The 20,359-nt window shown below is 56.7% G+C and carries 17 protein-coding genes and 2 rRNA genes; 8 read left to right on the forward strand and 11 right to left on the reverse strand.

Annotation, left to right across the window (positions count from 1 at the left end; all coding sequences use genetic code 11):
• Positions 1–6: 6 nt before the first annotated feature.
• Genes rseC through rseD form a run of 5 tightly spaced genes read right to left on the reverse strand, consistent with a single transcriptional unit; the run spans position 7 to position 2,798 of the window.
• The gene (gene rseC / locus CE636_RS08780; protein WP_017900413.1) at positions 7–486 is read right to left on the reverse strand and encodes a SoxR-reducing system protein RseC; all 480 of its coding nucleotides are present in this window, start codon (positions 484–486) and stop codon (positions 7–9) included.
• Positions 483–1,439 (reverse strand): sigma-E factor regulatory protein RseB, encoded by a 957-nt coding sequence (gene rseB / locus CE636_RS08785; protein ID WP_004201821.1) that lies wholly within the window; start codon positions 1,437–1,439, stop codon positions 483–485. The genes rseC and rseB overlap by 4 nt, the downstream gene beginning before the upstream one ends.
• Positions 1,439–2,089 (reverse strand): anti-sigma-E factor RseA, encoded by a 651-nt coding sequence (gene rseA, locus CE636_RS08790; RefSeq protein WP_004201820.1) that lies wholly within the window; start codon positions 2,087–2,089, stop codon positions 1,439–1,441. Before rseA ends, rseB begins: the two co-directional genes overlap by 1 nt.
• 32 nt (positions 2,090–2,121) lie before the next feature.
• On the reverse strand, positions 2,122–2,697 hold the full coding sequence (rpoE, locus tag CE636_RS08795; protein ID WP_002914074.1) for an RNA polymerase sigma factor RpoE: 576 nt from the start codon (positions 2,695–2,697) through the stop codon (positions 2,122–2,124).
• A complete protein-coding gene (rseD, locus tag CE636_RS29650) occupies positions 2,694–2,798 on the reverse strand; it encodes a rpoE leader peptide RseD (RefSeq protein WP_122383554.1) in 105 nt (34 codons plus the stop codon). The genes rpoE and rseD overlap by 4 nt, the downstream gene beginning before the upstream one ends.
• A gap of 319 nt (positions 2,799–3,117) precedes the next feature.
• Between rseD and nadB the strand changes: the two genes are divergently transcribed.
• Positions 3,118–4,737 carry an L-aspartate oxidase gene (gene nadB / locus CE636_RS08805; RefSeq protein ID WP_017900412.1) on the forward strand — a complete coding sequence of 540 codons (1,620 nt, stop codon included), beginning with the start codon at positions 3,118–3,120 and terminating at the stop codon, positions 4,735–4,737.
• On the opposite strand, the gene trmN is transcribed toward nadB, so the two are convergent.
• On the reverse strand, positions 4,722–5,459 hold the full coding sequence (gene trmN / locus CE636_RS08810) for a tRNA(1)(Val) (adenine(37)-N(6))-methyltransferase TrmN (protein WP_017900411.1): 738 nt from the start codon (positions 5,457–5,459) through the stop codon (positions 4,722–4,724). The genes nadB and trmN overlap by 16 nt on opposite strands.
• A gap of 131 nt (positions 5,460–5,590) precedes the next feature.
• Between trmN and srmB the strand changes: the two genes are divergently transcribed.
• Positions 5,591–6,922 carry an ATP-dependent RNA helicase SrmB gene (gene srmB / locus CE636_RS08815; RefSeq protein WP_004201817.1) on the forward strand — a complete coding sequence of 444 codons (1,332 nt, stop codon included), beginning with the start codon at positions 5,591–5,593 and terminating at the stop codon, positions 6,920–6,922.
• Positions 6,923–6,968: 46 nt separating this feature from the next.
• Here the strand turns inward: srmB and grcA are convergent, their stop codons facing one another.
• The gene (grcA, locus tag CE636_RS08820; protein ID WP_002914084.1) at positions 6,969–7,352 is read right to left on the reverse strand and encodes an autonomous glycyl radical cofactor GrcA; all 384 of its coding nucleotides are present in this window, start codon (positions 7,350–7,352) and stop codon (positions 6,969–6,971) included.
• A 311-nt stretch (positions 7,353–7,663) separates the two neighbouring features.
• Here grcA and ung point away from each other — a divergent pair, with 311 nt between their 5' ends.
• Positions 7,664–8,353: a uracil-DNA glycosylase gene (ung, locus tag CE636_RS08825; protein WP_004201816.1), complete on the forward strand. Its 690-nt coding sequence runs from the start codon at positions 7,664–7,666 to the stop codon at positions 8,351–8,353.
• A 55-nt stretch (positions 8,354–8,408) separates the two neighbouring features.
• Here ung and CE636_RS08830 read toward each other — a convergent pair whose 3' ends face one another.
• The gene (locus CE636_RS08830) at positions 8,409–9,479 is read right to left on the reverse strand and encodes a tRNA/rRNA methyltransferase (RefSeq protein WP_004201815.1); all 1,071 of its coding nucleotides are present in this window, start codon (positions 9,477–9,479) and stop codon (positions 8,409–8,411) included.
• 203 nt (positions 9,480–9,682) lie between these two features.
• Here CE636_RS08830 and trxC point away from each other — a divergent pair, with 203 nt between their 5' ends.
• The 5 genes from trxC (at position 9,683) to CE636_RS08855 (ending at position 15,403) form a co-directional block, all read left to right on the forward strand.
• Complete coding sequence (gene trxC, locus CE636_RS08835) at positions 9,683–10,108, forward strand: thioredoxin TrxC (RefSeq protein ID WP_017900410.1); 426 nt, start codon at positions 9,683–9,685, stop codon at positions 10,106–10,108.
• Between the two features lie 69 nt (positions 10,109–10,177).
• Positions 10,178–10,876, forward strand: coding sequence for a tRNA-uridine aminocarboxypropyltransferase (gene tapT, locus CE636_RS08840; protein ID WP_017900409.1), 699 nt, complete (start codon positions 10,178–10,180; stop codon positions 10,874–10,876).
• Positions 10,877–10,910: 34 nt separating this feature from the next.
• Positions 10,911–13,562 (forward strand): bifunctional acetate--CoA ligase family protein/GNAT family N-acetyltransferase, encoded by a 2,652-nt coding sequence (locus tag CE636_RS08845; protein WP_017900408.1) that lies wholly within the window; start codon positions 10,911–10,913, stop codon positions 13,560–13,562.
• 120 nt (positions 13,563–13,682) lie between these two features.
• Positions 13,683–15,038: a CDP-diacylglycerol--serine O-phosphatidyltransferase gene (gene pssA, locus CE636_RS08850; protein ID WP_004201812.1), complete on the forward strand. Its 1,356-nt coding sequence runs from the start codon at positions 13,683–13,685 to the stop codon at positions 15,036–15,038.
• A gap of 41 nt (positions 15,039–15,079) precedes the next feature.
• Positions 15,080–15,403: a YfiM family lipoprotein gene (locus CE636_RS08855; protein ID WP_004201811.1), complete on the forward strand. Its 324-nt coding sequence runs from the start codon at positions 15,080–15,082 to the stop codon at positions 15,401–15,403.
• 3 nt (positions 15,404–15,406) lie between these two features.
• Here CE636_RS08855 and CE636_RS08860 read toward each other — a convergent pair whose 3' ends face one another.
• From CE636_RS08860 to CE636_RS08875, 3 genes are all read right to left on the reverse strand, one after another.
• On the reverse strand, positions 15,407–16,705 hold the full coding sequence (locus CE636_RS08860) for an MFS transporter (RefSeq protein ID WP_004201810.1): 1,299 nt from the start codon (positions 16,703–16,705) through the stop codon (positions 15,407–15,409).
• A 462-nt stretch (positions 16,706–17,167) separates the two neighbouring features.
• Positions 17,168–17,283: ribosomal RNA gene (gene rrf / locus CE636_RS08870) — 5S ribosomal RNA — on the reverse strand.
• A 95-nt stretch (positions 17,284–17,378) separates the two neighbouring features.
• Positions 17,379–20,280 (reverse strand): 23S ribosomal RNA (locus tag CE636_RS08875).
• Between the last annotated feature and the right edge of the window lie 79 nt (positions 20,281–20,359).

A 20,359-nucleotide genomic window follows, 5' to 3' on the forward strand; every position in this document is an offset into this window, starting at 1 on the left:
GTGAAATCACTGACCCATGTCGGAGGAAGGCGTTTCGATACGCACCAGATCCGGCGGCAACGCGAGGCTCAGGATCACCGGCTGCCACGACTGGCGCGCTGCCAGCTGCGGCGACAGACCGCGCGCCACCAGGAACCCGCCGACGCCGCCCAGCAGCGCGCCGCAAAGTGACGCGATATCGCTGGCAAACAGCACCTGGAAAATCGACGCCATCACAAACAGCCCCACCAGCGGCGCCATGTAGACCAACAGCGCCGAACCCAGCAGACTGCTCTCGGCGATCCCCAGCTCCACTTTTTGCCCCGCCGTCAACGGCTGCTCGCAGGGCACGCTGATAGTATGGCTGGTCTGCGGCCCCAGCTTGTTTAATACCCGGCTGCCGCAGCCGGCGCGGGAGGCGCAACTGCTGCAGGAGGCTTTAACGTCGCAGTGCACCTGCGCCACGCCGTTATGCCAGGAAACCACGGTGGCCCACTCTTTGATCATTGTACTGCCTTGAATTTAATGCTGTCTGAGATACGCTTCGCCGTCTGCGGCGGCAGTTCGCCCACCACGGTGATCTCCGCGTTATCGCGTACCGTCGTGCTGACGGTGCGTCGGCCGGTGCGCAACAGCTGGTCGCTGCTGGCCGCGGTGGCGCGGTTGATATTGATCGAGAAGCTGAACAAGCCGTCGGAATAGAGACGTGATTCTACCGGACCATCAAAGGTGGGCAGACGACGCTGGCTGCTGGAAACCTCAGTCATGCCCTGAGGGAGCCACGTCGGCGCCCAGTTGAAGTTGGCTTTGTCGCCCCCTTCAGGCACCGACAGCTGCGGCGGCAAATTCGCTTTTGCCAGCGTCTCCATGCTGGCGCTGACGTTATCGCCAACGTTGAAAGAGACGACCCGGAACTGCTCCAGCGTTTCACCGTCGCGGTCGAGTAAATCGACGCGCAGCGGCAGCTTAGTCTCAGCGTCCAGCCAGGCGATAAAGCTATAGCGCGTGCCGTCGCGAGCCACGACGCGGATCACGTCGCAGAGGCGGTCGGCGATACGGGTACGGCCCACGGAGATAAAATCATAGGCTGCGCTGAGACGTTTGAAATCGCTGTAAACCAACGACGGCAGCGAATCGACGATATAGTCGCCGTTCAGGGTGAACGGATCGAGGCCGGGTTCAAAATAGCTGATTTCCGTACCGCGCAGGACCACTTCCCGGCGCGGACCGTCCAGCTGCAGAAGCTGCGCCAGCGGTTGATTGTTCAGTCGCGCGTGACGATAGCGCAGCGACTCAACGCCTTGTTTGCTGATGCTGACGAACGAGAGCTCATAGTTGAGGGACTGGCTGGCCAGGTTCATCTGCTGCAACAACGCCCCGGACGATGTATCAGCCGAGGCGTTGACAGAGAACAACAGACTGCCTGCCATGAGCGACATGGCACACCAAAGTTGCTTCATTACTGCGATTGCGTTCCTAAAGTTTGATAACCCGGCACCTGGACTGCGGCCTGCTGAGTCTGGGCCTGGCCAAACTGAAGCTGCTCAGCGTGCAGGCGGCGCTGCAGTTCGTAGTCCTGCAGCATGGCGTTAATCCGCCGGCGCTGTTCCTGGACCTGAGCCTGCTGGCCGCTACCTGCTGATGCGTCAGCCGGTACGCCAAGACTTACCGGGCTCGCTTTGCCCATCATTGGCAGCGTATTGAACACCGGCGCCTCTGGCTGCTGAGCGGCATCAGACTGCCCATTATAGTGCTGGACGCCGACGATAACCGCAAGCGATACGCAGGCGGCAACGCCCATCTGGGTCAGTGAGCTGGCCCACGGACGCACTTTGTTCCAGAACGGCATCTGCCGCCACTGGTGTGGTGCGGGCTGAGATTCAGGAATAAGCGGCGCCGTCTGACGAACGGGCTCATTTTCAATGGCGGCCATCACCCGGGCGGAGATATCAAATTGCAGCACCTCTGCGGTATCGCCACGCAGCGTATCGCGGATAAGGTGGTAACTCTCCCAGGTTTTTTGCATCTCAGAAGAACGACTCAGCTCGTTGAGCAGTTCGTTATCCAGCGTTTCACCATCCATTAAAGCCGAAAGTTTTTCTTTCTGCATGCCTGATACCCTTTTCCAGTATTCCGCTATCGTCAACGCCTGATAAGCGGTTGAACTTTATTATCAATAGCTTCTCGCGCCCGGAAGATACGCGAACGCACCGTCCCAACCGGACAATCCATGATAGCGGCTATCTCTTCATAGCTCAGGCCATCCAGCTCCCGTAACGTAATTGCCATGCGTAAATCTTCCGGGAGCGATTCAATGGTACGAAAAACTATTTGTCTCAGTTCTTCTGACAACATTAAGTTCTCAGGGTTCGAAATTTCTTTCAACGCTCCGCCGCTTTCGAAGTTTTCCGCCTCGTTGGCGTCAACATCGCTGGACGGCGGACGGCGTCCCTGAGCAACCAGATAATTCTTCGCCGTATTGACGGCGATACGGTATAACCAGGTGTAAAAAGCGCTATCTCCCCGGAAAGAGTCCAGCGCACGCCATGCCTTAACGAACGATTCCTGAACGACGTCAGCGATATCGCCCGGCGGTACATAGCGGGAAACCAGGCTCGCGACCTTATGCTGATAGCGCACTACCAGCAAATTAAACGCTTTCTGATCTCCTTTCTGGACCCGTTCAACAAGGACCTGATCCGTTAACTGCTCGCTCATCCGAGGTAATGTCTCCCCAAACCCAATTCCCATGCGTCTTCAAAACACCACCCAAAATCTGCATTATGAGCAAGCTGACTGTTGGAGTGTATGAAAACAATAAAGTTCCGTTACGCTTTTTGTTTTTTGTCTGGCAACGGCGGCAGATCGTTATCAATCATTATATGCCCTGGTTGCTAAACGATAGGTTAGTCAATAAGAAAAAGCGCAGGCCCGTCTGAAGGGTATCGTAACACGGCGTTTATTTCACTATAAAATCCAATGCTATCAACCTGCCACGCGTCTCATTTTCGCCGTGCTCCAGACCGTTTCCGCTCGCCTGCTGTTTAGCCGTCACAACGCCCGCCAAAAAAAATGTACGATTCCTCACGAGCTGGTGCTATTGTGAGCTAAATGTGTTTAGTAAATTAAACAAAGACGATGAATACCACTCCTGACTTCTCTTGTGATGTGTTGATTATCGGCAGCGGCGCTGCCGGCCTCTCCCTTGCGCTGCGCCTGGCAGAGCACAGTTCGGTGACCGTGCTGAGTAAAGGGCCGATCAGCGAAGGTTCTACGTTCTATGCCCAGGGCGGGATTGCCGCCGTTTTCGACGAGACGGACAGTATTGAATCCCATGTCGAAGATACCCTGATTGCCGGCGCAGGGTTATGCGATCGCCATGCGGTCACCTTCGTCGCCAGCAATGCCAGATCATGCGTCCAGTGGCTTATCGATCAGGGCGTATTGTTTGACACTCAGGTCCAGGCCAATGGCGAAGAGAGCTATCATCTCACGCGCGAAGGGGGCCACAGCCATCGGCGCATTCTCCACGCCGCCGACGCTACCGGCAAAGCGGTGGAGACGACGTTGGTCGATAAAGCCCTCGCCCACCCCAATATCCGCATCCTTGAGCGCAGCAATGCCGTCGACTTGATCGTATCGGATAAGATTGGCTTGCCAGGCACGCGCCGGGTGGTCGGAGCGTGGATCTGGAACCGCAATAAAGAGCGCGTGGAAACCTGCAGCGCGAAGGCGGTGGTGCTCGCCACCGGCGGAGCCGCCAAGGTTTATCAATACACCACTAACCCCGACGTCTCTTCCGGAGACGGTATCGCGATGGCCTGGCGGGCGGGCTGCCGGGTGGCGAATCTGGAATTTAATCAGTTTCACCCCACCGCGCTGTATCATCCGCAGGCGCGCAACTTCCTGCTTACCGAAGCGCTGCGCGGCGAAGGCGCCCACCTTAAACGCCCGGACGGCACCCGCTTTATGCCGGACTTTGACGAGCGCGGCGAGCTGGCCCCACGCGATATCGTCGCCCGCGCCATCGATCATGAGATGAAGCGCCTTGGCGTGGACTGTATGTTCCTTGATATCAGCCATAAACCCGAGGCGTTTGTTCGCCAGCACTTCCCGATGATTTACGAGAAGCTGCTCGGCCTGGGAATTGATTTAACCAAAGATCCGGTACCGGTCGTCCCTGCCGCACATTACACCTGCGGCGGCGTGATGGTGGATGATAATGGCCGCACCGACGTCGATGGGTTATACGCTATCGGCGAAGTCAGCTATACCGGGCTGCACGGCGCGAACCGTATGGCCTCGAACTCGCTGCTGGAGTGCCTGGTTTACGGCTGGTCCGCCGCGGAAGATATTGCCCGACGCCTGCCGCTGGCCCAGAAGGTTAGCACCCTGCCGGCGTGGGATGAAAGTCAGGTGGAGATCCCGGATGAACTGGTGGTTATCCAGCATAACTGGCACGAGCTGCGGCTGCTGATGTGGGATTACGTGGGGATTGTGCGCACCACCCGCAGGCTGGAGCGCGCCCTGCGGCGCATTACCATGCTGCAGCAGGAGCTGGATGAGTATTACGCCCGCTTCCGCGTCTCGAATAATCTGCTGGAGCTGCGCAATCTGGTGCAGGTGGCGGAGCTTATCGTACGCTGCGCGATGTTGCGCAAAGAGAGCCGCGGTCTGCATTACACCCTCGACTATCCGCAGCCGCTGCCGAACAGCGGCCCGTCGATACTGTCGCCCCTGGCTCACATAAAGAGATAAAAATCCTCGGTCAGAGCGGTAAAGCCTTCAGAATACTGCTGCTCTGGCCCGCGAATCGCCAGCCTGTCGCTGAAACACTCCCCCGCCGTCGGGGAGAAAGCCAGCAGCACCCGGTGCGGCGGCCGCAGCTCGGTCTCCGCCACGTCAGTGCGCAGTCGCAGGTGCCAGCCCATCGCGGTTGCCCGTTCGATAAACGCATTACCGATATCTACCGGCAGCACCACGCAAAAAAAGCCTTCTTCGGTGATATGTTCAGCGGCGCAGGTCAACAGAGAAGCGTGATCGAGCGTAGTGGTATACCGCGCCTGCTCCCGCTGCGAGGTGGCGCAAGGCACCCCTTCCGCAAAGAAGGGCGGGTTACTGATTATCAGTTGATAGCGTCGGGTCTGCGGCGGCTGCCACTGATGAATATCGGCCTGACAGACCTCAACCCGCGCAGCCCATGGCGACGCGAGAGCATTTTCCTGCGCCTGGGCGGCGGCCTCTGCGTCCAGTTCAACCGCATCGACACATACATCATCGCCGGTACGCTGGGCGAGCATTAGCGCCAGCAGGCCGCTGCCGGCGCCAATATCCAGCACATGCTTCACCCCGGCAATCGGCGCCCAGGCGCCGAGCAAAATGCCGTCGGTACCCACCTTCATCGCGCAACGATCGTGGGCGATAAAAAACTGTTTGAAGGTAAAACCATTGCGCGGCAGCGCAAACTTCGACTGAGACATCCTCAATAACCTTGCCGACAAAAACTCCTGAACGTAAGGCTATGCACAATACCGGAGAACAGATAGCCTTACAAACAGATGAACATTACGTCAGTAACGTCTATAATCGGCGGCCCACTCAGAGGTAGAACATGACTGTAACGACTTTTTCCGAACTTGAACTCGACGAAAACCTGCTGGAGGCCCTCCAGGATAAAGGTTTCACTCGCCCGACAGCCATTCAGGCCGCCGCTATTCCGCCTGCGCTCGATGGCCGTGACATCCTCGGTTCAGCGCCGACCGGCACTGGTAAAACGGCGGCGTATCTGCTGCCAGCGTTGCAGCACCTGCTCGATTTCCCGCGTAAGAAATCCGGCCCGCCGCGTATTCTTATCCTGACGCCGACCCGCGAGCTGGCGATGCAGGTGGCTGACCACGCCCGCGAGCTGGCAAAGCATACCCATCTGGATATCGCCACCATTACCGGCGGCGTAGCCTACATGAACCACGCGGAAGTGTTCAGCGAAAACCAGGACATCGTGGTCGCCACCACTGGTCGCCTGCTGCAGTATATAAAAGAAGAGAACTTCGACTGCCGCGCCGTCGAGACCCTAATCCTCGATGAAGCCGACCGCATGCTGGACATGGGCTTTGCGCAGGATATCGAAACCATCGCCGGTGAAACCCGCTGGCGCAAGCAGACCATGCTGTTCTCCGCGACGCTCGAAGGCGATGCGATCAAAGACTTCGCCGAACGTCTTCTGGAGGAGCCGGTTGAAGTTTCCGCTAACCCGTCGACTCGCGAGCGCAAGAAAATCCATCAATGGTACTACCGCGCTGACGATATCGAACATAAAACCAAACTGCTGGTGAATCTGCTGCAACAGCCGGAAGCTACCCGCGCTATCGTCTTTGTGCGCAAGCGCGAGCGCGTGCATGAGCTGGCCAACTGGCTGCGTGAAGCCGGGATTAACACCTGCTGGCTGGAAGGCGAGATGGTGCAGGCCAAGCGTAACGAAGCCATCAAGCGTCTGACCGATGGCCGCGTAAACGTGCTGATCGCTACCGACGTCGCCGCCCGCGGTATCGATATTCCGGACGTCAGCCACGTCTTTAACTTCGATATGCCGCGCACCGCCGACATCTATCTGCACCGTATCGGTCGTACCGGGCGTGCAGGTAAGAAAGGCACCGCGATTTCGCTGGTTGAAGCGCACGACCACCTGTTGCTGGGCAAGATCGGCCGCTACGTTGAAGAACCGCTGAAAGCTCGGGTGATTGATGAATTGCGACCAAAAACCCGCGCGCCAAGCGAGAAGCTGACCGGTAAACCATCGAAGAAAGTGCTGGCGAAACGCGCCGAGAAAAAAGAGAAAGAAAAAGAAAAGCCGCGGGTGAAAAAGCGCCACCGCGATACGAAAAATATCGGTAAGCGCCGGAAACCAAGCGCAGCCGGGACGCCATCAGCGCCCAACGAAGAGTAAAAAAAAACGCCGGGTTATCCCGGCGTTTTCACATCTGGCGTTAGCCTTACAGGCTTTCGGTAAAGGTACGAGCGATAACGTCGCGCTGCTGTTCCGGCGTCAGGGAGTTGAAGCGCACCGCGTAGCCAGAAACACGAATGGTCAGCTGCGGATATTTTTCCGGATGTTCAACCGCGTCCAGCAGGGTTTCACGACGCAGCACGTTAACGTTCAGGTGCTGACCGCCTTCCACGCGAACTTCTGGTTTCACGTCTACCGGGATTTCACGGTATTCGATTTCACCCAGTTTGCTGACCGCCACCACGTCATCTTCCGCAAAACCACCTTTGGCGCACAGGCAGCGTGCTTCGCCTTTTTCACTATCCAGCAGCCAGAAAGAGTTCAGCAGGTCGTCGTTTGCCGCTTTAGTAATTTGGATACCAGTAATCATTTGATGCCTCCCAGGCAGTGTTTATTCGATTTTGGCCTCTTCGCGGCCAATTGGTAAAACCATTGTTGTATGAGTGTATATATATCAGCCGCCCCTTCGGCATTCTTTGATGTAAATCAATAAAAACCACTCACTCTAAGTGGGTATGCAAGGATTTTATTGTTTTACATCAAGTTACGCCATGCGCTGCTATAAATAATTTTGTAAATTTTCAATTTTTTTTGCATGAAGGCCCGCGTTGAGCCGTGCCGATTTTGTTCTGTAGAAAGAAGCCGTTAAGCTATAGCAATGACCCTTTGCAGGAGAGCAAGATGACCACCCCTTTAACCTGGCATGACGTGCTGGCGGATGAAAAGCAACAACCCTATTTTCTCAATACTCTGAAGACCGTCGCCGAAGAGCGCCAGTCCGGGATCACCATCTATCCACCGCAAAAAGACGTCTTCAATGCGTTTCGCTTTACCGAACTGGGCGATGTCAAAGTCGTCATTCTCGGCCAGGACCCCTATCACGGCCCGGGACAAGCCCACGGTCTGGCGTTCTCGGTTCGCCCGGGCGTCGCCATCCCGCCCTCGCTGCTAAATATGTACAAAGAGCTCGAGGCCACTATCCCTGGCTTTACCCGCCCTACCCATGGTTACCTGGAAAGCTGGGCGCGCCAGGGAGTGCTCCTGCTGAATACGGTCCTGACCGTCCGCGCCGGGCAGGCGCACTCGCACGCCAGTCTCGGCTGGGAAACGTTTACCGATAAGGTAATCGCGTTAATCAATGAGCATTGCGAGGGAGTGGTCTTTCTACTGTGGGGCTCCCATGCACAGAAGAAAGGCGCGATTATCGATCGCCAGCGCCACTGCGTGCTGAAGGCGCCGCACCCGTCACCGCTCTCTGCACATCGCGGCTTCTTTGGCAGCAACCATTTCGTGCAGACCAATCAGTGGCTGACCGAGCGCGGCGAAGCGCCGATTGACTGGATGCCGGTCCTTCCCGCCGAAAGCGAGTGATCGACAGCCATAAAAAAAGCCAGCATCAGCTGGCTTTTTTATTCAGGGACAGGTATTACGCCTTGTTCTGACGCCACCACTCCGCCAGCAGAACGCCGGTCGCCACAGAGACGTTCAGGCTTTCGACATTGCCGGTACCATCGATGGCGACGCTGAGGTCCGCGCTGGAGATCGCTGCATCCGACAGGCCATCGCGCTCCTGGCCTAACACCAGCACCATTTTCTTCGGCAGCTCGGCTTTAAACAGCGGGGTACCATTATGGCTGGAGGTCGAGACAATCGCGTAGCCCGCCTGACGGAATTGATCAAGAGTATCGATGAAGCTGTCGCCGGTGATCGGCTCAACATGTTCCGCACCGCCTTCCGCCGTACGGATCGCCGCGCCGGACTCCAGCACGCCGGCATCCTGAACCACAACGCCCTTCACGCCGAAGTGCGCGCAGCTGCGCATGATCGCCCCGAGGTTGTGCGGGTTACCCACGTCTTCCAGCGCCAGAACGCAATCTTCTTCTGCGGCCTTCGCGACCCACTGGGCAACAGAGGTGCCGTGCCGTTTTTTGATCAGGAAGCAGACGCCGCCGTGGTGATCGGTCCCGGAGGCTTTCGCCAGCTCGGCTTCATCAACCACATGATAGGCTTTACGGTTAGCCGCCATCCAGCGCAGCGCCTCTTTAAAACGCGGCGTCACGCTCTGGATAAACCAGGCGCGGACAATAGCTTCCGGGCGGCTCTGGAACAGGGCCTGACAGGCGTTTTCACCATACACGCGGGTCTCTTCCGCGCGCTGGCGACGCAGCACTTCCGGATCGATAAAACTCTTCCCGCTGATCCCGCCGTGATCTTCTTTTACCGGGGTCTCATCGCCAGGGGCGCGGGAAACGGTACGCCACGGGGACGCATCGTCACGATGAAAATCATCGCGCTTGCGGTCATCGCGTTTACGATCGTCACCGCGGCTGTTTCGTTCGTCACGCGCAGGGCGGCTGCGGCCGTCAACACGAGATTTTCCTGGACGACCTCCCCCTTTCCCGGTACGTGGGTTATGGGTGCGTTTGTCAGAATCATCATCACTGCGGACATACATCACTTTGACCTTGCCGCTTTTATTTTTCAGTTCGTCGCTCATCAATTTTCTCCACCTGCGCTGCGCGAAGCGCGCAGATTACCCGATGTGTCATCGCTTCGCCATGATTTCGTTTAAAAGCCGGCCTCTATTGCACTCATCGAACAAAACGCATTGTCCTTAAATAACACTTAATCGATAATATGTAACATCACAGAAACATATCGGCCACGTGCCACGTTGCAACCCATAACCAGAGGTTAGTTATGAATACCGTTTGTGCCAGTTGTCAGGCTCTGAACCGCCTCCCGGACGATCGTAGCGCGGATGGCGCAAAGTGCGGACGCTGCGGTCACGATCTTTTTGACGGCGACGTCATCAACGCGACCGGGGCAACGCTGGATAAACTCTTAAAGGACGATCTGCCGGTCGTTGTTGATTTCTGGGCGCCATGGTGCGGTCCCTGCCGTAGCTTCGCGCCGATCTTTGAAGACGTTGCGGAAGAGCGTAGCGGGAAGATGCGCTTTGTGAAAGTTAACACCGAAGCGGAACGTGAGCTTAGCGCACGGTTTCGTATCCGCAGCATCCCGACCATTATGATGTTCAAAAATGGCGAAGTGATCGACATGCTCAATGGCGCGGTGCCAAAAGCGCCATTTGAAAGCTGGCTGAACGAAGCCGGACAGCAGTAATCCTTCCGGGGCACCGCTTGTGCCCCGTTTTAGCCTCTGCGACAATAGCGCTTTTCATTAGCGACTCCCATGACTGATAACGCTGTCCTTCGCCTGCGCGCCGAACGTCTCGCGCGAGCCACCCGCCCTTTCCTTGCGCGCGGCAATCGCATCCGCCGCTGCCAGCGCTGTCTGCTGCCGCTCAAGCAATGTCTGTGCGCCACGTTAACGCCGGCGCAGGCCACCAGCCGCTTTTGCCTGGTGATGTTTGATACGGAGCCGATGAAGCCCAGCAACACCGGTCGGCTCATCGCCGATATTCTGCCGAATACCGAGGCTTATCAATGGTCGAGAACCGAGCCGCCGCAGGGGCTGCTTGACCTGGTCGCCCATCCCGATTACCAGCCGATGGTGGTGTTCCCCGCCTCCTACGCCGGGCCGGAGCGCCAGGTCCTGAGCGCGCCGCCGTCTGGCAAACCGCCGCTGTTTATCATGCTCGACGGCACCTGGACCGAAGCGCGTAAAATGTTCCGTAAGAGCCCTTATCTGGACGCGCTGCCGATAATCTCCGTCGATCTGTCCCGCATCTCAGCCTACCATCTGCGCGAGGCGCACGCCGACGGACAATATTGTACCGCGGAAGTGGCCATCGCCCTGCTGGACCTGGCGGGCGATGCACCGGCCGCCGCAGCGCTTGGCGAACACTTCACCCGCTTCCGGACCCGTTACCTGGCGGGAAAAACCCAGCATAAGGGCAGTATCACAGCGGACCAGGTGGAAAACGTTTAAAATCATTCGGTCACTGGGATGAAAGGAGACCGGTATGAGCCAACGAGGCCTGGAAGCACTGCTGCGACCAAAGTCCATCGCCGTTATTGGCGCATCAATGAAACCGCAGCGCGCTGGCTATCTCATGATGCGCAACCTGCTAGCCGGTGGCTTCAATGGCCCGGTGCTGCCGGTGACCCCCGCCTGGAAGGCGGTGCTCGGGGTGCTGGCGTGGCCCACCATCGAGAGCCTGCCCTTTACGCCGGATCTGGCGGTACTCTGTACCAACGCGCGGCGTAATCTCGAGTTGCTTGAAGCCCTGGGGCAGAAAGGCTGCAAGACCTGCATCATTCTCTCTTCGCAGCCGGAACAGTATCCGGCGCTGCTCGAATGCGCTGCGCGCTACCAGATGCGCCTGCTCGGCCCCAACAGTCTCGGCCTGCTGGCGCCGTGGCAAGGGTTGAACGCCAGCTTTTCGCCGGTGCCGATCCATCGCGGTAAACTGGCCTTTATCTCGCAATCGGCTGCCGTCTCCAACACCATCCTTGATTGGGCGCAACAGCGCGAGATGGGGTTTTCCTACTTCATCGCGCTGGGTGATAGTCTGGATATAGATGTCGATGACCTGCTGGACTTTCTGGCCCGCGACAGCAAAACCAGCGCCATTTTGCTTTACCTTGAGCACCTCAGCGACGCGCGCCGGTTTGTCTCCGCCGCGCGCAGCGCCTCGCGAAACAAGCCGATCCTGGTGATTAAAAGCGGCCGTAGCCCCGCGGCGCAGAAGCTGTTGCACGTCAACTCCGGGATGGATCCGGCATGGGACGCGGCCATCCAGCGTGCTGGTCTACTGCGGGTCCAGGATACCCATGAGCTCTTCTCCGCCGTAGAAACCCTGAGCCATATGCGCCCGCTGCGCGGTGAAAAACTGATGATCGTCAGCAACGGCGCGGCGCCGGCGGCGCTGGCGTTGGATGAGCTTTGGCTGCGTAACGGTAAGCTGGCGACCCTCAGCGAGGAGACGCGCGAGGCTCTGCGCCAGGCGCTGCCGGGCGGCGTCGAGATCGCCAACCCACTGGATCTACGCGATGACGCCAGCAGCGAACATTATCAGCGGGCGGTGAATATTCTGCTTAACAGCCAGGACTATGACGCGCTGCTGGTGATCCACTCTCCCAGCGCCGCCGCGCCGGGCACCGAGAGCGCCCTGGCGCTGATCGACGCCCTGAAGCACCATCCGCGTGGCAAATATGTCACCGTGCTGACCAACTGGTGCGGCGAATTCTCCTCCCAGGAGGCGCGACGGCTGTTCAGCGATGCCGGCCTTCCCACCTACCGTACGCCGGAGGGGACCATCACCGCCTTTATGCATATGGTCGAGTACCGCCGTAACCAGAAACAGCTACGCGAGACCCCCGTGCTGCCGGACTCGTTAACCGCCAATACCAGCAAGGCGCATGCCCTGCTCCAGCAAGCGATCGATGACGGCGCCACCACGCTGGATACCCACGAGGTCAGCCCGGTACTCCGGGCCTACGGCATCCACACACTGCCAACCTGGATCGCCGCTGACAGCGCGGAAGCGGTGCATATTGCTGAGCAGATAGGCTATCCGGTTGCGTTGAAGCTGCGTTCCCCGGATATTCCGCATAAATCAGAAGTACAGGGGGTCATGTTGTATCTGCGTACCGCGGCAGAAGTGCAGCAGGCAGCGGATGCGATGATCGATCGCGTCAGGCTGGCCTGGCCCCGGGCGCGCATTCATGGCCTGCTGGTGCAGAGTATGGCCAATCGCGCCGGCGCCCAGGAGCTGAGAGTGGTGGTTGAGCACGATCCTCTCTTCGGCCCGTTGATTATGTTGGGCGAAGGCGGCGTGGAGTGGCGGGCCGAGGACCAGGCCGCCGTGGCGCTGCCGCCGCTGAATATGAACCTGGCGCGTTATCTGGTGATCCAGGCGATCAAAAATAAGAAGATCCGCGGCCGCAGCGCATTGCGACCGCTGGATATCGCGGGCTTAAGCCAGCTGCTGGTTCAGGTCTCGAACCTGATCGTCGACTGCCCGGAGATCCAGCGCCTGGATATTCATCCCCTGCTCGCCTCCGGCAACGAGTTTACGGCGCTGGATGTTACCCTTGGGCTTGCACCCTTCAGCGGCGACAGTGAAAGCCGTCTCGCTATTCGTCCCTATCCGCACCAGCTGGAGGAGTGGGTGGTGATGAAAAATGGCGATCGCTGTCTGTTCCGGCCGATCCTGCCGGAAGATGAACCGCAGCTGCTCGCGTTTATCGCCCAGGTCACCAAAGAAGATCTCTATTATCGCTATTTTAGTGAGATCAACGAATTTACCCATGACGACTTAGCCAATATGACCCAGATCGACTACGATCGAGAAATGGCGTTTGTCGCCGTCAGGACCACCGCGGAACAGAGCGAGATCCTTGGCGTGACGCGGGCGATCTCCGACCCTGATAATATTGATGCCGAGTTTGCTGTGCTGGTCCGTTCAGATTTGAAAGGGTTAGGCCTGGGCCGAAGGCTGCTGGAAAAGCTGATCGCCTATACGCAAAGCCATGGCCTGCAACGGCTGAATGGGATTACGATGCCGAATAACCGAGGCATGATCGGCCTCGCCAGAAAGCTGGGATTCACCGTTGATATTCAGCTGGAAGATGGGATTGTCAGTCTGTCGCTGCCCCTGAATCAGGGATAATCGCGCGACGCTGACCGCAATTGTTGACCACATTAGCGGGTAGTAATGGTATTATTGCCCGCTTACGTCGTCTGCATGGTACAGAAGACCCTTCAATAAACAGAGAAGAAACGCACTGTGATGTTGTCAAAATTTAAGCGTAATAAACATCAACAACACCTTGCCCAACTCCCTAAGCTTTCTCAGTCAGTTGATGATGTAGAGTTCTTTTACGCCCCTGCGGATTTCAGGGAAGCGTTACTGACCCGGATTGCCAACGCCACTCAGCGTATATGCATTATTGCGCTCTACCTGGAGCAAGATGATGGCGGAAAAGGAATTTTGCAGGCCCTGTATGACGCCAAGCGTCAGCGTCCGCAACTGGATGTTCGCGTCCTCGTGGACTGGCACCGCGCTCAACGTGGCCGTATCGGCGCCGCCGCCTCCAACACCAACGCCGACTGGTATTGCCGGATGGCCACTGAAAATCCGGGCGTAGAGATCCCCGTTTACGGCGTGCCGATTAACACCCGGGAGGCGCTCGGCGTTCTCCATTTCAAAGGCTTTATTATCGATGACTGCGTCCTCTACAGCGGCGCCAGCCTGAACGATGTTTATCTGCATCAGCATGATAAGTACCGCTATGATCGCTATCAGTGCATCCGAAACGGCAAAATGGCGGACGTCATGTTTGACTGGGTCGACAATAATCTGGTTCAGGGACGCGGTGTGAATCGTCTCGACAGACCGGATCGGCCAAAAAGTCCGGAAATCAAAAACGACATTCGCCAGTACCGTCAGGAGCTCCGCGACCGCAGCTACCATTTTGTCGGCACCGCCGGTGACGAAGAACTCTCCGTCACCCCGCTGGTAGGCCTGGGGAAATCCAGCCTGCTGAACAAAACTATCTTTCACCTGATGCCCTGTGCCGAGCACAAGTTAACGATCTGCACCCCCTACTTCAACCTTCCTGCCGTGCTGGTAAGAAATATCATCCAGCTGCTACGCGACGGTAAACAGGTGGAGATTATTGTCGGCGATAAAACCGCTAACGATTTCTATATTCCCGAAGATCAGCCGTTTAAAATCATCGGCGCGCTTCCTTATCTGTATGAAATCAACCTGCGGCGTTTCCTCAGCCGGCTGCAGTATTATGTGAATACCGATCAGCTGATCGTCCGCCTGTGGAAGGATGACGATAACAGCTACCACCTGAAAGGCATGTGGGTTGATGATGAGTGGATGCTGCTCACCGGCAACAACCTTAACCCGCGCGCCTGGCGACTCGATCTGGAAAATGCCATTCTGATCCACGATCCAAAGCAGCAGTTGGGGGCCATGCGGGAGAAAGAGCTGAAGCTCATCCGCACCCACACCACGGTGGTGAAACATTATCGGGATCTGCAAAGTATTGCCGACTACCCGGTGAAAGTGCGTAAACTGATCCGCCGACTACGGCGGATCCGCATCGACCGGCTGATCAGCCGTATTCTCTGACAATCAGCCCCGCCTCGACGGGGCTTTTTTCTGGAAGCACTATGCGTACGATAATCGTGATTGCTTCGCTGATGTTAACGGGCTGCAGCCACATGGCAAATGATGCATGGTCCGGTCAGGACAAAGCCCAGCATTTTCTGGCCTCGGCGATGCTGTCTGCCGCGGGCAATGAATATGCGCAACATCAGGGTTACAGCCGGGACCGCAGCGCCGCTATCGGCCTGATGTTTTCTGTCAGCCTCGGCGCCTCAAAAGAGCTTTGGGACAGCCGCCCGGCAGGGAGCGGCTGGAGCTGGAAGGATTTCGCCTGGGATGTAGCCGGCGCGACCACCGGCTACGCTGTGTGGCAACTGGCGCACCAGTAGCGGCTAAAGACGCAGGCCTTTGCCCTTGCGATGCAGCATCAGGGAGACCAGGAAGGCGATGGCCGCCATCACCGTTACGTACCAGTAAAAAGCGTGCTCTATCCCCGCCGATTTAAGCGACAGCGCGACATACTCCGCCGAGCCGCCAAACAGGGCATTCGCGACGGCATAGGAAAGCCCTACCCCAAGCGCACGAACCTGCGCCGGGAACATCTCGGCCTTCAGGATGCCGCTGATCGAGGTATAGAAACTGACAATCAGCAAGGCGCAGATCACCAGGCCGAAGGCAGCATAGGGGGAGCTCACTTTTTGCAAGGCGCTCAGGATAGGCACGGTAAATAATGTCGCCAGTACGCCAAAGCACAGCATGGAGGTACGGCGGCCTACTTTATCCGAAAAAGCGCCGAACAGCGGTTGAACCAGCATATAAACGAACAGCGCCGCAGTCATGATCACGCTGGCGGTGCTGGCCGTCATACCCGCCGTGTTGACCAGATACTTTTGCATATAGGTAGTAAAGGTATAAAAGGTCAGCGATCCGGCGGCGGTAAAGCCCAACACCATCACGAAGGCCCGGCGATTACGCCACAACCCTTTAAATGAGCCAGCCTCTTTCAGCGCCCGGGTCTCCTGCTTTGAGGTTTCGTCCAGCTGGCGACGCAGCCACAGCGCGACGATGGCCAGTACTGCCCCGAGAGCAAAAGGAATACGCCATCCCCATGCATGCAGATCTTCGTCGCTCAGCACCTGCTGGAGCGCCACGACCACTAATACCGCCAGTAGCTGTCCGCCAATTAACGTGACGTACTGGAAAGAGGCGTAGAAGCCTTTCTTTCCTTCAATCGCCACTTCACTCATATAGGTCGCGCTGGTGCCATATTCTCCCCCGACCGACAGCCCCTGGAACAGACGGGCCAACAGAAGCAACGCCGGAGCCCAGGTGCCGATGACTGCATAGCCCGGCAGGCAGGCAATTACCAGTGAACCAAAGCACATCATGCAGACCGAAATAAGCATGGACGTTTTACGTCCGCGGCGGTCAGCGATCCGACCAAACAGCCAGCCACCGATAGGACGCATCAGAAATCCGGCGGCGAATACGCCTGCCGTTTGTAAAAGTTGAGTGGTGGTATTTCCGGATGGAAAGAAGATATGGGCAAAATAGAGCGAGCAGAATGAGTAGACGTAAAAATCAAACCACTCAACCAGATTTCCCGAGGAAGCGCCAACAATTGCCCAAATACGACGACGGGTGTCAGCCTGCTCCGGCGCGGCCCGTTCGGTAATGCTACTCTCTGTCATTGTTATATTGCTCCAGCAAAGACTGCAATCTGTCTTGTCGGGCGTACCACGTCACGCAGACAAATTAGTTAGTAAACTAAATGTTATATAATTGTTATGTCCTTATATGTGATTGCATTCACATTTTTTTTCGTAAGCACGGTTTTCGCGATCAACGCCAGCGCAGGAGCAAGGAAAAAGTGGATTATGGCGAAGGGATTGCCACGACGGGGTTTTATGTTGCTTTGAATGAAGATGATGAACTGGATATGGTGGGGTTGTCGCCGGAGGCGGTGCTGCGCCCCCCTGGCCGGGCTACCGGGGCGTGGCCCCATGTCGGACCCGTAGCCCCGGTAAGCGCAGCGCCACCGGGGAGATATCCCCCATACAGCAAAAAACCCCGCACCTTTCGGGACGGGGTTCTTGTTAAAACGCAAAAACAAAAGGCCCAGTCTTTCGACTGAGCCTTCTGCTTTATTTGATGCCTGGCAGTTCCCTACTCTCACATGGGGAGACCCCACACTACCATCGGCGCTACGGCGTTTCACTTCTGAGTTCGGCATGGGGTCAGGTGGGACCACCGCGCTAGTGCCGCCAGGCAAATTCTGTTTTATCAACACGCCCTGCGGACGCATCGACTAATCTGTATCAGCTGAAAATCTTCTCAAATCCGCCAAAACATCTTCGGCGTTGTAAGGTTAAGCCTCACGGTTCATTAGTACCGGTTAGCTCAACGCATCGCTGCGCTTACACACCCGGCCTATCAACGTCGTCGTCTTCAACGTTCCTTCAGGAGACTTAAAGTCTCAGGGAGAACTCATCTCGGGGCAAGTTTCGTGCTTAGATGCTTTCAGCACTTATCTCTTCCGCATTTAGCTACCGGGCAGTGCCATTGGCATGACAACCCGAACACCAGTGATGCGTCCACTCCGGTCCTCTCGTACTAGGAGCAGCCCCCCTCAATTCTCCAGCGCCCACGGCAGATAGGGACCGAACTGTCTCACGACGTTCTAAACCCAGCTCGCGTACCACTTTAAATGGCGAACAGCCATACCCTTGGGACCTACTTCAGCCCCAGGATGTGATGAGCCGACATCGAGGTGCCAAACACCGCCGTCGATATGAACTCTTGGGCGGTATCAGCCTGTTATCCCCGGAGTACCTTTTATCCGTTGAGCGATGGCCCTTCCATTCAGAACCACCGGATCACTATGACCTGCTTTCGCACCTGCTCGCGCCGTCACGCTCGCAGTCAAGCTAGCTTATGCCATTGCACTAACCTCCTGATGTCCGACCAGGATTAGCTAACCTTCGTGCTCCTCCGTTACGCTTTGGGAGGAGACCGCCCCAGTCAAACTACCCACCAGACACTGTCCGCAACCCCGATAAGGGGCCAACGTTAGAACATCAAACATTAAAGGGTGGTATTTCAAGGTTGGCTCCACGCAGACTGGCGTCCACGCTTCAAAGCCTCCCACCTATCCTACACATCAAGGCTCAATGTTCAGTGTCAAGCTATAGTAAAGGTTCACGGGGTCTTTCCGTCTTGCCGCGGGTACACTGCATCTTCACAGCGAGTTCAATTTCACTGAGTCTCGGGTGGAGACAGCCTGGCCATCATTACGCCATTCGTGCAGGTCGGAACTTACCCGACAAGGAATTTCGCTACCTTAGGACCGTTATAGTTACGGCCGCCGTTTACCGGGGCTTCGATCAAGAGCTTCTCCTTACGGATAACCCCATCAATTAACCTTCCGGCACCGGGCAGGCGTCACACCGTATACGTCCACTTTCGTGTTTGCACAGTGCTGTGTTTTTAATAAACAGTTGCAGCCAGCTGGTATCTTCGACTGGTCTCAGCTCCACCCGCAGGGGCTTCACCTACACACCAGCGTGCCTTCTCCCGAAGTTACGGCACCATTTTGCCTAGTTCCTTCACCCGAGTTCTCTCAAGCGCCTTGGTATTCTCTACCTGACCACCTGTGTCGGTTTGGGGTACGATTTCGTGTTACCTGATGCTTAGAGGCTTTTCCTGGAAGCAGGGCATTTGTTACTTCAGCACCGTAGTGCCTCGTCATCACACCTCAGCCTTGATTATCCGGATTTGCCTGGATAACCAGCCTACATGCTTAAACCGGGACAACCGTCGCCCGGCTAACATAGCCTTCTCCGTCCCCCCTTCGCAGTAACACCAAGTACAGGAATATTAACCTGTTTCCCATCGACTACGCCTTTCGGCCTCGCCTTAGGGGTCGACTCACCCTGCCCCGATTAACGTTGGACAGGAACCCTTGGTCTTCCGGCGAGCGGGCTTTTCACCCGCTTTATCGTTACTTATGTCAGCATTCGCACTTCTGATACCTCCAGCAACCCTCACAGGTCACCTTCGCAGGCTTACAGAACGCTCCCCTACCCAACAACACATCGTGTCGCTGCCGCAGCTTCGGTGCATGGTTTAGCCCCGTTACATCTTCCGCGCAGGCCGACTCGACCAGTGAGCTATTACGCTTTCTTTAAATGATGGCTGCTTCTAAGCCAACATCCTGGCTGTCTGTGCCTTCCCACATCGTTTCCCACTTAACCATGACTTTGGGACCTTAGCTGGCGGTCTGGGTTGTTTCCCTCTTCACGACGGACGTTAGCACCCGCCGTGTGTCTCCCGTGATAACATTCTTCGGTATTCGTAGTTTGCATCGGGTTGGTAAGTCGGGATGACCCCCTAGCCGAAACAGTGCTCTACCCCCGAAGATGAGTTCACGAGGCGCTACCTAAATAGCTTTCGGGGAGAACCAGCTATCTCCCGGTTTGATTGGCCTTTCACCCCCAGCCACAAGTCATCCGCTAATTTTTCAACATTAGTCGGTTCGGTCCTCCAGTTAGTGTTACCCAACCTTCAACCTGCCCATGGCTAGATCACCGGGTTTCGGGTCTATACCCTGCAACTTAACGCCCAGTTAAGACTCGGTTTCCCTGCGGCTCCCCTATACGGTTAACCTTGCTACAGAATATAAGTCGCTGACCCATTATACAAAAGGTACGCAGTCACACCCGAAGGTGCTCCCACTGCTTGTACGTACACGGTTTCAGGTTCTTTTTCACTCCCCTCGCCGGGGTTCTTTTCGCCTTTCCCTCACGGTACTGGTTCACTATCGGTCAGTCAGGAGTATTTAGCCTTGGAGGATGGTCCCCCCATATTCAGACAGGATACCACGTGTCCCGCCCTACTCTTCGAGTTCACAGCCTGTGCATTTTGGTGTACGGGACTATCACCCTGTACCGTCGGACTTTCCAGACCGTTCCACTAACACACAAGCTGATTCAGACTCTGGGCTGCTCCCCGTTCGCTCGCCGCTACTGGGGGAATCTCGGTTGATTTCTTTTCCTCGGGGTACTTAGATGTTTCAGTTCCCCCGGTTCGCCTCGTTAACCTATGTATTCAGTTAACGATAGTGTGACGAATCACACTGGGTTTCCCCATTCGGACATCGCCGGCTGTAACGGTTCATATCACCTTACCGACGCTTTTCGCAGATTAGCACGTCCTTCATCGCCTCTGACTGCCAGGGCATCCACCGTGTACGCTTAGTCGCTTAACCTCACAACCCGAAGATGTTTCGTAAAACATCATCGTGTCGCGAAAATTTGAGAGACTCGAACACACATTAACTGTGTGTC

The sequence above is a fragment of the Klebsiella sp. LY genome (assembly GCF_004010915.1).
Lineage (GTDB): Bacteria > Pseudomonadota > Gammaproteobacteria > Enterobacterales > Enterobacteriaceae > Klebsiella > Klebsiella quasipneumoniae.